Origin of the sequence: Haloarcula amylolytica JCM 13557 (assembly GCF_000336615.1) — an archaeon.
GTDB classification, from domain to species: Archaea; Halobacteriota; Halobacteria; order Halobacteriales; family Haloarculaceae; genus Haloarcula; species Haloarcula amylolytica.
This window is the reverse complement of record NZ_AOLW01000015.1, coordinates 582,320-597,681: the sequence shown is the minus strand read 5'-3', so window position 1 is coordinate 597,681 and position 15,362 is coordinate 582,320. Positions and strand designations below refer to the sequence as shown.

The 15,362-nt window shown below is 61.6% G+C and carries 14 protein-coding genes; 9 read left to right on the top strand and 5 right to left on the bottom strand.

Features of this window, described 5'->3' with window-relative positions; genetic code table 11:
* Window positions 1–13: 13 nt before the first annotated feature.
* The 3 genes from nosZ to C442_RS08910 all read right to left on the bottom strand — a co-directional run bounded on the left by nosZ (window position 14) and on the right by C442_RS08910 (window position 3,478).
* Window positions 14–1,996: a TAT-dependent nitrous-oxide reductase gene (gene nosZ, locus C442_RS08920; protein ID WP_008309657.1), complete on the bottom strand. Its 1,983-nt coding sequence runs from the start codon at window positions 1,994–1,996 to the stop codon at window positions 14–16.
* Between the two features lies 1 nt (window position 1,997).
* On the bottom strand, window positions 1,998–2,510 hold the full coding sequence (locus C442_RS08915) for a plastocyanin/azurin family copper-binding protein (protein ID WP_008309655.1): 513 nt from the start codon (window positions 2,508–2,510) through the stop codon (window positions 1,998–2,000).
* A gap of 242 nt (window positions 2,511–2,752) precedes the next feature.
* Complete coding sequence (locus C442_RS08910) at window positions 2,753–3,478, bottom strand: DUF7260 family protein (protein ID WP_008309654.1); 726 nt, start codon at window positions 3,476–3,478, stop codon at window positions 2,753–2,755.
* Window positions 3,479–4,014: 536 nt separating this feature from the next.
* Here C442_RS08910 and C442_RS08905 point away from each other — a divergent pair.
* The 9 genes from C442_RS08905 to C442_RS08865 all read left to right on the top strand — a co-directional run bounded on the left by C442_RS08905 (window position 4,015) and on the right by C442_RS08865 (window position 13,316).
* Window positions 4,015–4,821 (top strand): IclR family transcriptional regulator, encoded by an 807-nt coding sequence (locus C442_RS08905; protein WP_008309652.1) that lies wholly within the window; start codon window positions 4,015–4,017, stop codon window positions 4,819–4,821.
* Between the two features lie 734 nt (window positions 4,822–5,555).
* Window positions 5,556–6,839, top strand: coding sequence for a glutamate dehydrogenase GdhB (gene gdhB, locus C442_RS08900; RefSeq protein WP_008309650.1), 1,284 nt, complete (start codon window positions 5,556–5,558; stop codon window positions 6,837–6,839).
* Between the two features lie 6 nt (window positions 6,840–6,845).
* Window positions 6,846–7,793, top strand: a complete 948-nt coding sequence (gene rocF, locus C442_RS08895) for an arginase (protein WP_049942903.1) — start codon at window positions 6,846–6,848, stop codon at window positions 7,791–7,793.
* Window positions 7,794–7,969: 176 nt separating this feature from the next.
* Window positions 7,970–9,292 (top strand): class-III pyridoxal-phosphate-dependent aminotransferase, encoded by a 1,323-nt coding sequence (locus tag C442_RS08890; protein WP_008309648.1) that lies wholly within the window; start codon window positions 7,970–7,972, stop codon window positions 9,290–9,292.
* A 59-nt stretch (window positions 9,293–9,351) separates the two neighbouring features.
* The gene (locus C442_RS08885) at window positions 9,352–10,140 is read left to right on the top strand and encodes a basic amino acid ABC transporter substrate-binding protein (RefSeq protein WP_008309647.1); all 789 of its coding nucleotides are present in this window, start codon (window positions 9,352–9,354) and stop codon (window positions 10,138–10,140) included.
* A gap of 4 nt (window positions 10,141–10,144) precedes the next feature.
* The gene (locus tag C442_RS08880) at window positions 10,145–10,825 is read left to right on the top strand and encodes an amino acid ABC transporter permease (RefSeq protein ID WP_008309646.1); all 681 of its coding nucleotides are present in this window, start codon (window positions 10,145–10,147) and stop codon (window positions 10,823–10,825) included.
* Window positions 10,822–11,574: an amino acid ABC transporter ATP-binding protein gene (locus C442_RS08875; protein ID WP_008309645.1), complete on the top strand. Its 753-nt coding sequence runs from the start codon at window positions 10,822–10,824 to the stop codon at window positions 11,572–11,574. The genes C442_RS08880 and C442_RS08875 overlap by 4 nt, the downstream gene beginning before the upstream one ends.
* On the top strand, window positions 11,571–12,557 hold the full coding sequence (locus C442_RS08870) for an amino acid ABC transporter permease (protein ID WP_008309644.1): 987 nt from the start codon (window positions 11,571–11,573) through the stop codon (window positions 12,555–12,557). The genes C442_RS08875 and C442_RS08870 overlap by 4 nt, the downstream gene beginning before the upstream one ends.
* Window positions 12,558–12,599: 42 nt before the next feature.
* Entirely contained in the window at window positions 12,600–13,316 is a 717-nt protein-coding gene (locus C442_RS08865; protein WP_008309643.1) for a helix-turn-helix domain-containing protein, read from the top strand.
* Between the two features lie 350 nt (window positions 13,317–13,666).
* Here the strand turns inward: C442_RS08865 and C442_RS08860 are convergent, their stop codons facing one another.
* On the bottom strand, window positions 13,667–14,704 hold the full coding sequence (locus tag C442_RS08860; RefSeq protein ID WP_008309642.1) for a tyrosine-type recombinase/integrase: 1,038 nt from the start codon (window positions 14,702–14,704) through the stop codon (window positions 13,667–13,669).
* Window positions 14,701–15,114 (bottom strand): DUF5805 domain-containing protein, encoded by a 414-nt coding sequence (locus C442_RS08855; RefSeq protein ID WP_008309641.1) that lies wholly within the window; start codon window positions 15,112–15,114, stop codon window positions 14,701–14,703. Before C442_RS08855 ends, C442_RS08860 begins: the two co-directional genes overlap by 4 nt.
* Window positions 15,115–15,362: the final 248 nt, after the last annotated feature.

Sequence of the window (15,362 nt, the reverse complement as noted above, 5' to 3'; positions counted from 1 at the left end):
ATGGGTTGTGGCGCTACCCCTCCGCCGGTTCGACGATCATCCGGCTGCGCATCTCCAGGTGCAGGGCGCTACAGAAGTACGTGCAGTAGATCCAGTACACACCGGGGTCGTCAGCTGTGAACGTGACCTCGCGGGTGTCCTGTGGGGCCACGGCGTAGTTGATGTCGTGCTCGGGGATGGCAACGCCGTGGATGATGTCCTGCACGCCCTCGATGTTGGTCGTGGAGAGTTTCACCTCGTCGCCCTCCTGGACCGTGAAGTCCGGCAGGCCGAACTCCGAGCGCTTGGTCGTCATCTTGACGTGGACGCTGTTGTCGCCCGTGCGCTCGACGCCGGAGTCCTCCTCCGTGATGTAGGTCTCCTCGTAGTCGTCCTTGTCGTAGACCTTCTTGGCGTCGATCTTGTCCTTGTGGGCGAACACGCAGTCGTGTGGCTCGGGGTAGGCCGGGTGGTCCGCGACCAGTTCCATCTCCTCCTCGCCCTGCCCGATGTGGATGAGCTGGTCGTTGTCGGGCATGATGGGGCCGACCGGGAGGAACCGGTCCTTCGAGAGTTTGTTGAGGCTAACCAGCCACTCCCCGTCGGGGTCGGTCGTCATCGCCTCGAGCGCCTGGATGTGGCCCGGGTTGTAGTGGACGTCCTGCTTCTCGATGATGGGGTCCTCGGACCCTTCTTCGGCCTCGACGGCCGCCTCGATGTCCCACTTGACGGCCTGTGAGTCGATGAACAGCGACGTGTAGGCGTGGCCGTTGCCGTCGAAGGTCGTGTGCAGCGGGCCGAGCCCGACGCGCGGTCGCCCGGCGACGACATCCTCCGGGTCGGAGGAATCGGCCAGCGCGTTCAGGTCGATCATCGTCACCGTCGGCGAGAGCTTCCCCGCGACGAAGGCGTAGTCGCCGTTCGGCCCGACCTCGACACAGTGGGGGCTTTTCGGCGTCGGGATGTATTTCACGATGGGGCGGTCGCCCTGGTTGAGCGAACTCTCCTGCGTCCCGTCGACGACGGGGATGCCGTTGACCTCCTCGTAGTTGCCGTTCTCGACGGCCTGCTCGATGGCCGGGATGTCGAAGGCCTTGACGTTGTCCCGGTCGTCCTTCGTCATGCCCTGAATGTCGGTGGCCTCCTCGCTGTTGTACGCCGAGGAGATGGCCCACCGACCCTCTTTGCCGGTGTCGACGATGTCGAGGTTGCCGTCGACCTTGACCTGCCACTGGGTCTCCATCGACTCGGGGTCGACGGCGACGAACAGCGACGTGTAGTTGTCCGGGTTCTTCGCGTCGGTCCCGTCGTTGGGCAGCGGCACGCGGAACTCGCCGTTGCCCAGCACGTACTTCGTGTCCGGCGAGAGGACACAACAGCCGTGGATGGCCTGCATGTTCGGGACGTCCGTGATGGCGTCCGTCTCGAAGTACGTGAGGTTCACGCGAGCGATGCGGCCGTTGGCCTTGTCGTTGACGTACAGGTACTCGCCGTCGTAGTCCCCGTCTGTCTCCGAGAGGTTCGGGTGGTGGTTGTCACCCCAGGAGTAGCCGCCGCTCTCTTCGAGCAGTTCCTTGGTATCATCGGTGAAACCATAGCCCGACGCACAGTCGGTGTTGAACACCGGAATGCGGGTGAGTTCGCGCATCGACGGGATGCCGATGACCCGTAGTTCGCCGGAGTGGCCACCGGACCAGAACCCGTAGTACTCGTCGTGTTCGCCGGGTTCGACCGTGTGGCTCGCGCCGCTGCCCGAGGGTGTCGACTGGCTGCCGGCACTGCCATCGCCACCGCCGGTCAGCGCCGAACAGCCGGCGACAGAGCCCATCGCACCGGCGGCGACGCCGGCCTTCATGAAGTCTCGGCGACCGAGCGAGAGGCCGGGCAGCCCCAGCGAGAGGTCGTTGTCCTCAGTCGTTTCGTCCGGTGACTCGACCTCCGCCAGTACCGAGTCGAGGGTTTCTTCGTACTCTTCGAGGACTTCGTTCGGATCGCGTGGGGTTTCGTTTTTGCTCATATCAGACCACCTTGATTGTGCCGACCATCCCGTTCATCTCGTGGGGGATGCAGTAGTACTCGTAGGTCCCCGTCGTCTCCAGCGTGACCTCGTAGCTCTCGCCTTTCGGGATGTTGCCTTCCTGCCCGTTGCTGTAGCCGTCTTTCGCGGCCTGCAGGGAGTCGAACCCGCCGGACGCGAAGTAGTCCGCGCCGTCGGGGATCTCGTCCTCGTAGGCCGTCACCGTGTGGCCGATGCTGCCGACGTTCTCGAACGTGACCGTCGTGCCTGCCTCGACCTGGATTTTCTTCGGCTCGTATGCCAGTTCGTCCGTCATTTCGACGGTGCTCGTCTCGGTCCATTCGGACCCGCTCCCGCCGTCGCTGGACTCGGTCTCGCCGCCGTCTGCTCCGTCACCGCCGCTTCCTGAGTCGCCGTCCCCGCTACTGTCGGAGCCGCCGCCCGATGAACAGCCAGCTAGCGCAACTCCAGCCGCGAGACCCAGACCGCGCACGAATGTTCTACGCGTTTCCATGGTAGCTCACGGCTGCAACTCGAAGACCAACCTGTATATATAGGGAACCGCACTCTCATCTCGCAGGAAGCGGGGCGAATATGTTCGCCCGGAGATAGTGAATGGTGTCCTCTTGTGACGGTTGCCGCAGAATACAACGACTGTGTACTCGTCTCAGTACTCCCCAAGTTGGGAGGGTGTGCTGGCGTCCAGTTCACCGCGCTTCAGTGACGCCTACACCTGTCTGCCAGAGAGCCGCCCGTTCAGCTGTCCACAGATTCCTGTAACCGCGCGAGACTGGTCAACACCGGATACGTCCAGAGTTGCTCTTCGTACATGTACGTGCAGAACTCGTGTGTCTCGAACCGGTAGACGCTTGAGTGGAGCTGGTCCTGGCGTTCCTGTAGAAGCGCAGTAACGTCACTCTGGAACGTCTCGCGATACCACTCGGGCACGACTGTGCTGTCGAGCGTCTCGATGATCTCCTGCAGACTGCCGCGATACTTCCGCATCGACTCCTGTTCGATTTTGACAGCGCGGTCCAGCGAGGTCCGTTCGTCGATTGCTTGCTCGGTCGCTGCCACCAGCGAGCGTTTGAGCGGCGGCGAGAACCCGACGTTCGTCTCGGGGTGAAACAGCGCTGCGTAGTCCGGCCCGAACTCGATAGCGACGTTCTCGACCAGCGATTCGTCGTACACTGATTCGTAGTGGTCGACAGCCAGCACCGTGTCGGCGTAGGCGTCCCGTAGCGCTTCGACGGGGTCTGATGCGGACTGTCGACCTCGCGCACCGACGGGGGAGGAGGGCTGGTCGGCGGGGTCGACGGCACGCAGGCGCTGGAGGAAGTCTTCGAGACCACCTTGCTCGGCCGCGAGTTCCGTATGCTCCACGTCAAGCACGGAGAGAGCCGTCTCTATCGGCTCGAGAATGTGGTCTCGCCATGTATGCAGGAACCACTGCGTGCCGTCCTGCGCAGGCGTCGTTGACATACTAGTGTCTCGGCCGGTAACAACAATAAGTGTTTTAGTTACCGGACAACACCCCCGTGTTCTGGACGACTATTTATATAGCCTTGTCGGCTAGCACCACCGTCTTCGGGACCCATCGTGCGGTTTCGATCTAGCAGCGTTACGGTACTGTAAAATAGCAGCAGATTCTATCAGAGGTGACTATATATCTATATTCGCCATTTCTGGATTGCAAAACGGACTATATTAGAGAGAATTCAGGACTTTCAATCTAGAAGTGCAATATACGATATTGGAATTGATAGCTTAAGAATTTATAAACCAATAGTAGGTGCAGATCGGCCGTCAATCTGAACGCCTCGATAAGACAGCGCCCTACGGCTCACAGCACAGACACACTCACAGCTCGGCTGTTACCGATTCTGTCCGCAATGAGTCGGACGGTCATACTGTGCGTGGCATTACTTCCTGTCGGTCGGTAGCGTCCAAGCGGGTGTTCCGGTCGCTCATCGCTCACATCCGGGTTTTTAAATAATGACGGCAACTCTACTGGGGTAATGACCGACGACGCCGACACACAAAACACGGGCCGGCGGATACAGTCCGTGGAGAACGCCTGCGAGATCATCGAAGCTGTTCAGGAGTCAAACAGCGCGACGTTGCAGGAACTGAACGAGCGAATCGAGCTCTCCCAGGGAACGCTCCACACGTATCTCGCGACGCTGACCGACTGTGGCTTCCTCACGAAGGACAACGACACGTACCAGCTCGGTTTTCGGTTCGTCACGATGGGCGAACACGTCCGCAACGAGACGGAACTCTACACCGCTGGACAGGAGGAAGTGGACAAACTGGCGGACAGGTCCGGCGAGTACGTCCATCTGGTCGTCGAAAACGACGGGCGCGAAGTCGCCATCTACGAGCGGCGAGGGGAACACGCCGTCGGGATGGACTATCACCTCCAGTTGCGGGAGGCCCCACAGCACCTCCACGACAGTGCTTCGGGGAAGGCGATCCTCTCGTGTCTCCCGTCCGAACGCGTCGAGGAAATAATCGACCGTGAAGGGCTCTCCCGACAGACACAGCACACGATTACGGACCGAGAGACGCTCTGCGACGAGCTAGAGACCATCCGGGAGCGAGGGTACGCGACGAACGACGAGGAAGAGATTCGGGGCCTTCGGGCGGTCGGTGCGCCGATTCTGGACAACGACGGGACCGTCGTCGGCGCGGTCAGTGTGACTGCACCGACCAGCCGTCTGAAAGGGACCCGTTTCGACACCGAAATCCCAGAGATGGTGATGGAGGCCGCGAACCTCATCGAAGTCAATCTCGAAATGACCTCGTTTGACCGGGGCACGTAACAACGGCGTCGTACACTCGTCTCCATGTGTCGGCGACGACCACGAAACGACGACGGCGTCCGGACTTCGACATTTGGATAGCTCAAATCTCGGCTGTGCTACTGTGACCGTCGAACGGAGCGACTCACCCGGCAAATGTGTCACAATAACAGTCGTACCATCGTTAGTAAGAGGTCGAGGTAGCGTATCAGGCCCGATAGCCATGCCTACAGGCTGTTTCCGGCGGGTCGCCGCGAGAGTTATACCTGTCGTGGGTGGTCTCTCCCAGTACAGTGCTCCGACACTGCCGTGCCAAGTCTATTTTTGAAATAGTCAAATACGCGATAATTCTCTGTTCAGTACCAGGCCATGGTACAGCACGTCTGCATCGATATTTATGCTATCTGGCGCAGCTTCATCTGACCAATGTGGTCTTGCTCATATTGGGCATATCAAATCCATATTTATGGAATATTCCGCAAATACGCCACTAATCTGGCCCATAATACTCTATAAGCGACGAACCAAGATGTCTACTTGGTTTTGCTATGTTCAAACTATTTGTCCCGCAGACAGTCCCAAATATTTATTAACAATACCGGTATTGGTGCCGATACACTGTCTCACTCCAGCCGTCGGATGTTGACAGTCAGGACGGAAGCAGCGTCCTGAACGACGCAGCGTACTCGCCCCATTGGTCCCGTAAGCGAACGGGCGTACGCACCGGAACCAAGAGCCGAATCCACCAACCAATCATGAGCACACAGAAGGAGCCATCAGAACAAGCGCCAGACGACGATGAATCGCCGATCGCGACAGCCCGCCGCCAACTGGAGCGGGCGGCCGAACACCTCGATCTCTCCGAGGGGCTGCTTGAGCAGCTCCGTCACCCATCGAAAACCGTCGAGGTGTCTGTCCCGATCCGCCGAACCGACGGGAGCGTCGAGGTGTTCAACGGCTATCGCGTCCAGCACTTCGAGGTCAGAGGGCCGTACAAAGGCGGCATGCGATACCATCCGAGCGTCTCCGCCGAGGAGTGTACGGCGCTGGCGATGTTGATGACGTGGAAGTGTGCGGTGATGGACCTCCCCTTCGGCGGCGCGAAGGGCGGCATCGTCGTCGACCCGTCGACGCTCGACGCACAGGAGACCGAGCAGCTGACCCGTCGGTTCGCCGAGGAGCTCCGCGAAGTTGTCGGGCCGACGAAAGACATCCCCGCACCCGATATGGGGACCGACGAACAGACCGTCGCCTGGTTCATGGACGCGTACTCGATGCAGGAGGGCGAGACGGTCCCCGGCATCGTGACCGGCAAACCGACAGCGGTCGGCGGGACACACGGCCGCGAGGAAGCACCCGGCCGGAGCGTCGCCATCGTCGCCCGCGAAGCGCTCGACTACTACGACGGAACCGTCGAGGGTGCCACTGTCGCCGTACAGGGCTTCGGTGCTGTCGGCGCGAACGCCGCACGCCTCCTCGACTCCTGGGGCGCATCCGTCGTCGCTGTCAGCGACGTCGACGGCGGCATCTACGACGAATCCGGTCTCGATATCGAATCGATTTCGGCTGACGGCGACGAACACGGTCAGTTAGGTGATGTTGACGCACCACGGCAGATATCTAACGCCGAGCTGCTGGAACTCGACGTTGACGTCCTCATTCCCGCGGCGGTCGGGAACGTCCTGACCAAGGAAAACGCTGCAGACGTGCAGGCGAGCATCGTCGTCGAAGGGGCGAACGGCCCGACAACGACAGCAGCCGACGCTGTGTTCAAAGAGCGCGACATCCCAGTCATCCCGGACATCCTCGCCAACGCCGGTGGCGTCACTGTGAGCTATTTCGAATGGCTCCAGCACATCAATCGCCGGAGCTGGTCCCGCGAGGAGGTCAACGAAGAACTCGAAGCCGAGATGCTCGATGCCTGGGAGGCTCTCCGGACCGAAGTCGAGGACCGTGACGTCACATGGCGAACGGCTGCCTACATCGTCGCGCTCTCACGAATCGGTGAGGCTATGAACGCCCGCGGGCTATGGCCGTAGCAACGGATGTCGCTTCAGTCTACCCACTCGCGAGACCACAGTCGTTCCGTGTCACCTGTCGCGGTGCTCGGTGTCCCCTTCGCGCTCGGCGCCGACCGGCGTGGCGTCGACATGGGGCCGTCGGCGATTCGCTACGGCGGCCTCAGTACCGCCCTCGATACGGCCGGCGTCGAATACACTGACGCTGGGGACCTCGCACTGCCGACGCTACAGTCGCAGTCGGCGACCACCGACGACGGCGCGAAGTACCTCGATGCGATCGCCGAAATGACCGACACCCTCGCCGACCGGGTGGCGACGGAAATAGCCGACGGGAGCGTGCCGCTGGTGTTAGGCGGCGACCACTCTATCGCGATGGGCACGATGCGTGGCGCGGCCCAGACGGACGAACTTGGCGTCATCTGGTTCGACGCCCACGGCGATTACAACACCCCGACTACGTCGCCTAGCGGGAACGTCCACGGTATGCCGCTTGCGGCCGCCCATGGCTACGGCGACTTCGCAGAGATGCCGTGGGCGACCGCCCCGAACGTCGCCGAGGAGAACACCGCCATCGTCGGAGCGCGGAGCCTCGACGCTGACGAACGAGCGGTCCTCCGTGAGAGCGACATCTCCGTCTTTACCATGGAAGATATCGACAGGCGCGGTATCGGACCGGTCACCGACGAGGCGCTCGACATCGCGACCGACGGCGTCGACGACATCCACGTCAGCCTCGACCTCGACTGGCTCGACCCGGACGACGCGCCGGGGGTCGGGACGCCAGTCCCGGGCGGCGTCACCTACCGGGAGGCACATACGGCGATGGAACGGGTCGCCGACCGCGACGCCGCCGAATCGGTGCTGCGCTCGCTCGACGTCGTCGAGGTCAACCCTATCCTCGACCAGCGCAACACGACGGGCGAACGAGCGGCCGAACTCGCCGCCAGCGCGTTCGGCAAGCGGATCCTGTAGCGTATCGTAGCCATTGAAAATCAAGGCACACCTGATCGCATGACGGCAGTGCGATCAGTGTGTACATCGTTTCAATTGTTACTATAGCTTCGAACCGCGGCACGCACCCAGTTGTGTGGCCGGCACGCGGGGCCGGAACACAGTGATTTATTACCAATGATGGCGATTGTGATAACATGGACCGCAATACTGCGGAGCCGCGTGTCGATAGCCTTCCCGGCCCACAGAGCAGCGAGTGGGTCGAGTACCACCACGAAACCGCCGCGCCGAGCACGTACGTGTACGATTTCGTCTGGGACATCACTGAAGACGCAATCGGTCCGTTCTGTACCGATGCGGACGGCAACGTCCTGCTCGATTTCACCTGCCACGTCGCCGCGTCACCGCTCGGCTACAACAACCCGAAAGTGCTCGACCGGGCCGACGAGTTCGACATGGTCGACCCGCTGAAAATAGCCGGCCAGGACTTCTACGTCAGCACCGGCGGCTCGCCCGACGAAACGTCGCTGCCGGGTCCCGCCCACCTGATGGATAGGCTGACCGACATTACCAGCCACTACGACTTCGACACCGTCTTCCTCTCGAACTCCGGCGCAGAGGCCGTCGAGAACGCGATGAAGATCTGCTACGACAACTGCGAGACGCCGAAGTACGGCATTACCTTCGACGGCGCGTTCCACGGTCGGACCCTGGGAGCGCTCTCGCTGAACCGTTCGAAGTCCGTCTACCGCCGGAAGTTCCCCGAACTCAGCGGGATTCACGACGTGGAGTACTCCGAGGCCGGAGTCGAGCGCCTCCGTTCGAAACTCGACGCAGACACCGGCCACATCCCGCCCGAGGAAGTCGCATTCCTCATCTTGGAGCCGATACAGGGCGAAGGCGGCTATCGCGTCCCGAGCCCCGAGTTCCTCTCGGCCGTCGACGACCTCTGCCGGGAACACGACATCCCGATCATCGCCGACGAAATCCAGTCGGGAGCCGGCCGCACGGGCGAGATGTGGGCTGTCGACCACTACGACATCGAGCCGGACGTCATCACGAGCGCGAAAGCGCTCCGGGTCGGCGCGACCATCTCCCGCTCGGACATCTTCCCGTCCGAAACGTCGCGGCTCTCCTCGACGTGGGGGGCCGGCGACATCCTCGGCTCGATGCGCGGCGCACTGACACTCGCCGCTATCGAGGATCACGACCTGCTGGACAACGCCGCCGAGAAGGGGACGTACTTCATGGATCGGCTCCGCGAGGTTTCGGCGGACCATCAGCTGGTCGAGGACGTTCGCGGTCTCGGCCTGATGATCGCTCTGGAGTTCGATACGGCCGACCGCCGCGACGCCGTGATGGAAACCGCGCTCCAGCACGGCCTTCTCACGCTCGGCTGTGGCCAGAAATCCCTCCGACTCCTCCCGCCACTCGACGTCACCGAGCGCGAACTGGAACTCTGTCTCGACATCCTCGATTCGGTGTTTACCGAGGTTGCAGACCCTGTCGCGTCGGCCTGACCCTCGCGACTTCTGCGGTAACCGAAATGTTAAAATATGATTGATTCGACTGTGGGACTATGCCACGAGAGGCACGCGTAGACAGACGGAGGTATCTGCAGGCAATCGGTGGCACTGTCGCGACCCTGTCGGTCGCTGGCTGTCAATCGGGCAGCGGGGACTCACAGACGCTTACCGCGGGAACAGCGCCGGGCTTCCCGCCGTTTGAGATGAAACAGGACGGCGAACTCGTCGGCTTCGACGTCGAGTTGCTGGAAGCCGTTATCGCGGCGTCGGAGTACGAACTGAGCGGGTGGGAGGAACTGGAGTTCAAGTCACTCATTCCGGCGCTGAACAACGGGAACGTCGACGTCGTCGCGGCGGGCATGACGATCAACGACGACCGCGACGAAGCGATCGACTTCTCCGACCCGTACTACAGTTCGAATCAGGCCATCGTCGTCCGGGAGAGCGGGTCGTTTTCGCCGTCGTCACTGGACGACCTTTCCGGGGCGTCAGTCGGGGCACAGAAGGGGACAACGGGTGAATCCGTCATCAAGGACCAGCTCATCGAAGCGGGGACGATTCAAGAGTCGAGCTACAACGCGTACGGGAACTACGTGCTCGCCGTCGAGGACCTGCTGAACGAAAACGTCGACGTCATCATCATCGACGTCCCCGTCGCGAACTCCTTCATCGCAGACCGCCCCATCGAATCCGCGTTCGTCCACGAGACCGGCGAGCAGTTCGGCTTCGGGATTCAGTCCGGCAACGACGAACTCGCGGGTGCGCTCAACAGCGGGCTGACCACTGTCGAGGACGACGGGACGTACCGGGACCTGACCGAGAAGTGGTTCGGACAGAAGTGAGGCCATGGCAGCAATCCTACTCCAGACCGCTGACTGGCTGTTCGTCGCCAACAACTGGGGCCTGTTGCTCGGCGGGACAGCTGTCACCATCGCGCTCACCGTCTCCAGTATTCTCCTGGGATTCGTCGTCGGGTTCCCGGCCGGTGCGATAGAGGTGTACGGCTCGGACAGGGCCCGGCGGTTGGTCGAACAGGTCGGGGTCGTCCTCCGTGGCACCCCGCTGCTGGTCATCATTATGATCCTGTACTTCGGCCTCTCTATCTCCAGTAGCGCGTTCGTCACGGCGACCATCGCGCTCGGTCTCCGGAGCGCCGCCTACCAGTCACAGATCTTCCGCGGTGCGCTCCAGAGCGTCGACGACGGACAGCTTGAAGCGGCACGCGCCGTCGCGATGTCCCGGTTCGAAGCGATTCGGCACGTCGTCGTCCCGCAAGCACTCCGCCGGAGCGTGCCTGGATTCCAGAACGAGTTCACTATCGTCCTCAAGGACACAAGCATCGCCATCGTCATCGGAATCGGTGAACTGCTGACGACGGGACAGAACCTCTACGAAGGCGGACAATCGACGGCAGCACTCGAAATATTCCTCGCCGTCAGCCTCGTCTACTTCGTGCTGACGTTCGCGACGAATCGGTCACTCGACAGACTCAGCGACTACTACGCGGTACCGGAGGGAACGACATGACACAGCCACTACTCTCAATCGACGACCTGCACAAGTCCTACGGGAGCGAAGAAGTACTGGAAGGCGTTGGCCTCGAGATGGAGCAGGGCGACGTGACGGTCCTCATCGGCCCCAGTGGCTCGGGCAAGTCCACGCTGCTCCGGTGTGTGAACCGACTGACGGAGATCAACAGCGGCCGAATCGCCCTCGATGGACAGGACGTGACCGGGACCGACACTGACGTCAACGAGCTGCGAAAGCAGGTCGGCATGGTGTTCCAGGACTTCAACCTCTTTGCGCATCTGACGGCGCTCGAAAACGTCACGCTCGGCCCGAAGAAAGTACTCGGCATGGACGCTGCTGACGCCGAGGAAGCCGGCCGGACCCATCTCGAACAGGTCGGATTGCTAGAGCAGGCCGACTCCTACCCCGCTGAACTCTCCGGCGGCCAGAAACAGCGCGTCGGTATCGCGCGCGCACTCGCGATGGACCCGGAACTGTTGCTGTTCGACGAGCCGACCAGTGCGCTCGATCCCGAACTCGTCGGTGAGGTCGTCGAGGTGATGCGCGACCTCGCAGCGGAGGGCATCACGATGCTCGTGGTCAGTCACGAGATGGATTTCGCCCGGTCGGCCGCGTCGGACATCGTGTTCCTCGACGACGGTGAAATCGTCGAACACGGCCCGCCGGAGCAACTGTTCCAGAACCCCACAGCGGAGCGAACCGAACAGTTCCTGAGCAGATTGCACGCACACGAGGAGACGGCATGAGCACGGCCGAATCGACAACGTCGCCGAATCCGGGGCTCCGTGACCGTGTCGGGACGGTCTTCACCGTCCGCCCGCTCACAGTGGGCCTGGCACTGTTCTGGGTCTGGGTTCTGGCTCGCTGGACGACCGATTTCGTGCTCGCAGGGGTACTCGGGCTTGACCGCGGCACGCCGTTCGTTCCGGCGGCCCCGTTTCTGACGACAGCGGACACTGTCGCCTCGCTCGCCGCGCCACTCGGTGTCGCTGGAGCACCGCTCGTATGGCTCGCTGACACGCTCCGGTTTGCCGCCGACGCGACGGCGTACCTGCCGGCGCTGGCACACGGCATCTGGACGACCGTTCTCCTGACGGTCTTCAGTGTCTGTCTCGGGTTCACGCTAGCGCTCCCGCTCAGCGTCGTCCGCGTGTACGGGGGGCGGTGGGCCCGCTGGCTCGCCCTGTCGTACACGGAACTCATCCGCGGGACGCCGCTGCTCGCCCAGTTGTTCGTCCTCTACTTCGCGACCTCACTGACGCAGGTTCTCAGAGGCGTGCCGGGAGTCGGTGTCGGGTTCGTCCCGGCACAGGCGTTCTGGGTGGCCGTCATCAGTTTCACGCTGAACAGCGCCGCCTACCAGTCCGAGTATCTGCGCGCGTCACTGGAGTCCGTCGACGGCGGACAGCTGACTGCCGCACGCGCCATCGGGCTCTCGAAGCTCGAAGGGATACGGTACGTCGTCGTTCCACAGGGCCTCCGACTCGCGCTTCCCAGCTGGACGAACGAACTCGTGTACCTCATCAAGTACTCCTCGCTGGCGAGTTTCATCACTGTGCAGGAACTGTACGGCAGGACGAGTACAATCGCTAACGAAACGTACCAGTACACGGAACTCTTCGTGCTGGTGGCGATACTGTACCTGGCCCTGGTCGTGTCGGCATCAGCACTGATGGACCGCGTCGAATCGCACACTGCAACCGCCGGTGTCGGACACACCAGACAATGATTACTCTCTTAGGGCCACCAACCAAATATTTCAGCACATCCCATGAGCCAAACCGATAGCGCCGGAGCACGGCTAACACTCGACCTGTGGCATCCGAACTGCTGGGCTATCGAAGCGACCGACCGCACCGATGGCGGCATTCTGGCACACACGGTGCAACAGACCGTACAGTCGCCGACAGCATCGGTCAACGGCGTGTTTACGGCGTATGGGGCCACGAAGTCAGACGTCGAAAACTGCCTCGATGCGGTCCGTGCGTCGCCCTACGCCGGAGAGATACAAGAGCTTCAGGCGCGCATCGGCCACAAGCGCGACGCGCCGGGGACCGTCGTCAGACAGTTCCTGCTGGAGTACGATCCGGACGAGTTAGTCTGCCCAACGCTGCTCGAACACGGGTTCGTCCACAGCGCGCCCGTTCGTATCGAAGACGGGCGCGAACGGTGGCAAGTGAGTTTCACCGGAGAGCGGCCCGAGATCCAGTCCGCACTCGATGCCGTTGAAGCCGACGCCGACGCTGACGTGTCGGTCGAGTCCATCGTCACGCCGGACAGCGACTCCGAACGCTCAGTCGGCGGGCTGCGAACTGATTCGCTAACGCCGGCCCAGCGGCGCGCGTTCGAAGCGGCCCGCGAGGCCGGCTACTATCAGTGGCCGCGTGGAATCTCGGTCCGCGAGCTCGCCGCCCAGATGGACATCTCGAAGACCACGCTCCTCGAACATCTCCGAACTGCCGAGTCGAAACTTCTGGACCCCGAGTAGCTCTATCAGTGGCCCTGCATCCGGTAGAGTCTCCGTCTGAGACGTGCGTGACCCCGGCGTCTGCGCTCCGGTAGGACGTTCCATTTCGAGCCGGTGTGATCTCTTGTAGTCCGGTCGGGAGTCCCCGACAAGCGCGTGCCAGAGCGCTGCTCGGTCGAGCTACCTGCTGGGAGGCCCCGCAGTGTAATCCGGCCGTACCTCCTGTCTCGTATGCGGCTATCGAAATCGTCCATTGAGACAATACAGCTGAGAAGCAGAATTCGCCCAGTTCTATATAGCGCCATATGATTTATTAGTTCAGCAGCCACCACCCGGAGTGCGGCAACAGTATTGAATATCCAACAATAAACTCACAGTAGCGAGTAAATTTCGGCCTCGTACACATCCCTGACCCGAGTTCCCCATTCGTGGGTGTAGGTATCGATGACGTCCTGTGCCACGTCGCCTCTGAGATATTTGACGACGCCGCGATCACCGGTCCGGTCCCGGAGATGCGTCGTGAAGAAGTGCCGGAAGTAGTGCGGCGTAACGTTCTCTTCGGCTCCCCCACCGTCCGAGTACCAACCGAACTCGCGGGCGTGGGATTCGACGATGTGGTGTACCATATTCGGCGTGAGCCGCTCCCCCCAGCTGTCGCTCGTAGACACAAACAGCGGCGCTGCTGGGGACTGCGTGTCCGGCCGAATCGCGAGCCAGTGTCGCAGCACTGATGCCAGCTCGGCGTCGACAGGGATCGTCGTCTCCCGTTTCCGCTTGTTGGACGCTGTCCGCTCTTCCCCGTTGCTGGCCTCGCCAAGAGTCGGGTCTGCCGCGACGAACAACGAGTCCGGACGCCCGTCAAGCCCCGCTCGGACCGGAATCTCCGGTCTGGGGCCAGGGGTTTCGAGGTTGAGATCACGAATATCGAGGTTACACAACTCGCCGGCCCGCATCCCGGTCTTCAGCAACGTCACCACGACAGCCCGCTCCAGCGGATGCGAGACGCTATCGACGAACGTCCGCATCGACTGGAGGTCTATCTCCCGGCGGGTCGGATCGGTGTTGATGGACTCGTCCATCTCTTCCATGACCAGCGTCATCGGGTTCGATTCGAAGACGCCCACCTGCGTCATGTACGCGAAAAACCGGTGTAGATAGGAGGCATACGTCGCGACTGTGCTTTCCTCGACGGTACCACGGAGGCTGTGGACATATGCCATGCAGTCCCTGTGGGAGGCCTCCTGGACGGGAATGGACTGGTGGCCGTCCGCCAGATAGGACTCGAAGTCTCGAAGGACGCGCTCGTAGGAGGCACGGGTCCGGTCGCTCTTTCCGTGGTACGTGATGTCATCGAGGAAATACCCGACCGGGTCCGACTCGGCGTCCGGCGTGGTTGTCTCCGTGCTCATTCGTCTCGAACGTACCCCCCGTGTCGCCCACTGTACTGCACTTTGTTGTTGGACTGCAGTTCCTGCAGTGCCTCTTCGAGACGCTCCTCAATACCGTCTGTCAGTTCGGCGACGAGGTCGTCCCACTCGTAGTAGTCCCCGTCAGCAAGAATATTCTGGACCCGGTCTTTCAGCCCGTTACCCCCGGGGGTAGCGTCCGGAGAACGGGGCTCCTCGCTCTCGCTCTCAGCGGCGTCCGACTCGGTTGTTTCGGATGCTGCTGGCTCAAAGCCACTTCGGCCTGCCTGTACCATCGTCCGGACGAACTCGCTTTGACTCATATCCAGTTCCTCGGCGTGGGCCTGCCACTGTTCTTTCTGGTAGGCCGGAATATACGTCCGAACCGTCGTTCGCTCACTGCCACTGGACATATTTCACCCTCGGACGCCGGGGACTTCAATGTAGTCCCATACTTCGGGATAAAAGCCTTTATTTGGGTACATGACACCCTATTTCGCCGGAATATGGGGCATAATTAACAACTATCCCACACTTTGGCAGAAGGTAAGCTTAAACTCACAAATATAAAACAGGCCCAGATTGGCCGCTTCCATTTGATTCGTCTACCGTCCCAACGGGATACAGACGTGCGGACGCATCTCCTGTTGCTAATCAATAT

Bases quoted from the DNA above. Each gene is read 5' to 3' on its own strand.
- C442_RS08890 (WP_008309648.1), top strand. From the start codon at position 7,970: ATGGACCGCAATACTGCGGAGCCGCGTGTCGATAGCCTTCCCGGCCCA.
- C442_RS08865 (WP_008309643.1), top strand. From the start codon at position 12,600: ATGAGCCAAACCGATAGCGCCGGAGCACGGCTAACACTCGACCTGTGG.
- C442_RS08855 (WP_008309641.1), bottom strand. From the start codon at position 15,114: ATGTCCAGTGGCAGTGAGCGAACGACGGTTCGGACGTATATTCCGGCC.
- C442_RS08880 (WP_008309646.1), top strand. From the start codon at position 10,145: ATGGCAGCAATCCTACTCCAGACCGCTGACTGGCTGTTCGTCGCCAAC.
- C442_RS08905 (WP_008309652.1), top strand. From the start codon at position 4,015: ATGACCGACGACGCCGACACACAAAACACGGGCCGGCGGATACAGTCC.
- C442_RS08910 (WP_008309654.1), bottom strand. From the start codon at position 3,478: ATGTCAACGACGCCTGCGCAGGACGGCACGCAGTGGTTCCTGCATACA.
- C442_RS08915 (WP_008309655.1), bottom strand. From the start codon at position 2,510: ATGGAAACGCGTAGAACATTCGTGCGCGGTCTGGGTCTCGCGGCTGGA.
- rocF (WP_049942903.1), top strand. From the start codon at position 6,846: ATGTCGCTTCAGTCTACCCACTCGCGAGACCACAGTCGTTCCGTGTCA.
- gdhB (WP_008309650.1), top strand. From the start codon at position 5,556: ATGAGCACACAGAAGGAGCCATCAGAACAAGCGCCAGACGACGATGAA.
- C442_RS08860 (WP_008309642.1), bottom strand. From the start codon at position 14,704: ATGAGCACGGAGACAACCACGCCGGACGCCGAGTCGGACCCGGTCGGG.
- C442_RS08875 (WP_008309645.1), top strand. From the start codon at position 10,822: ATGACACAGCCACTACTCTCAATCGACGACCTGCACAAGTCCTACGGG.
- C442_RS08870 (WP_008309644.1), top strand. From the start codon at position 11,571: ATGAGCACGGCCGAATCGACAACGTCGCCGAATCCGGGGCTCCGTGAC.
- C442_RS08885 (WP_008309647.1), top strand. From the start codon at position 9,352: ATGCCACGAGAGGCACGCGTAGACAGACGGAGGTATCTGCAGGCAATC.
- nosZ (WP_008309657.1), bottom strand. From the start codon at position 1,996: ATGAGCAAAAACGAAACCCCACGCGATCCGAACGAAGTCCTCGAAGAG.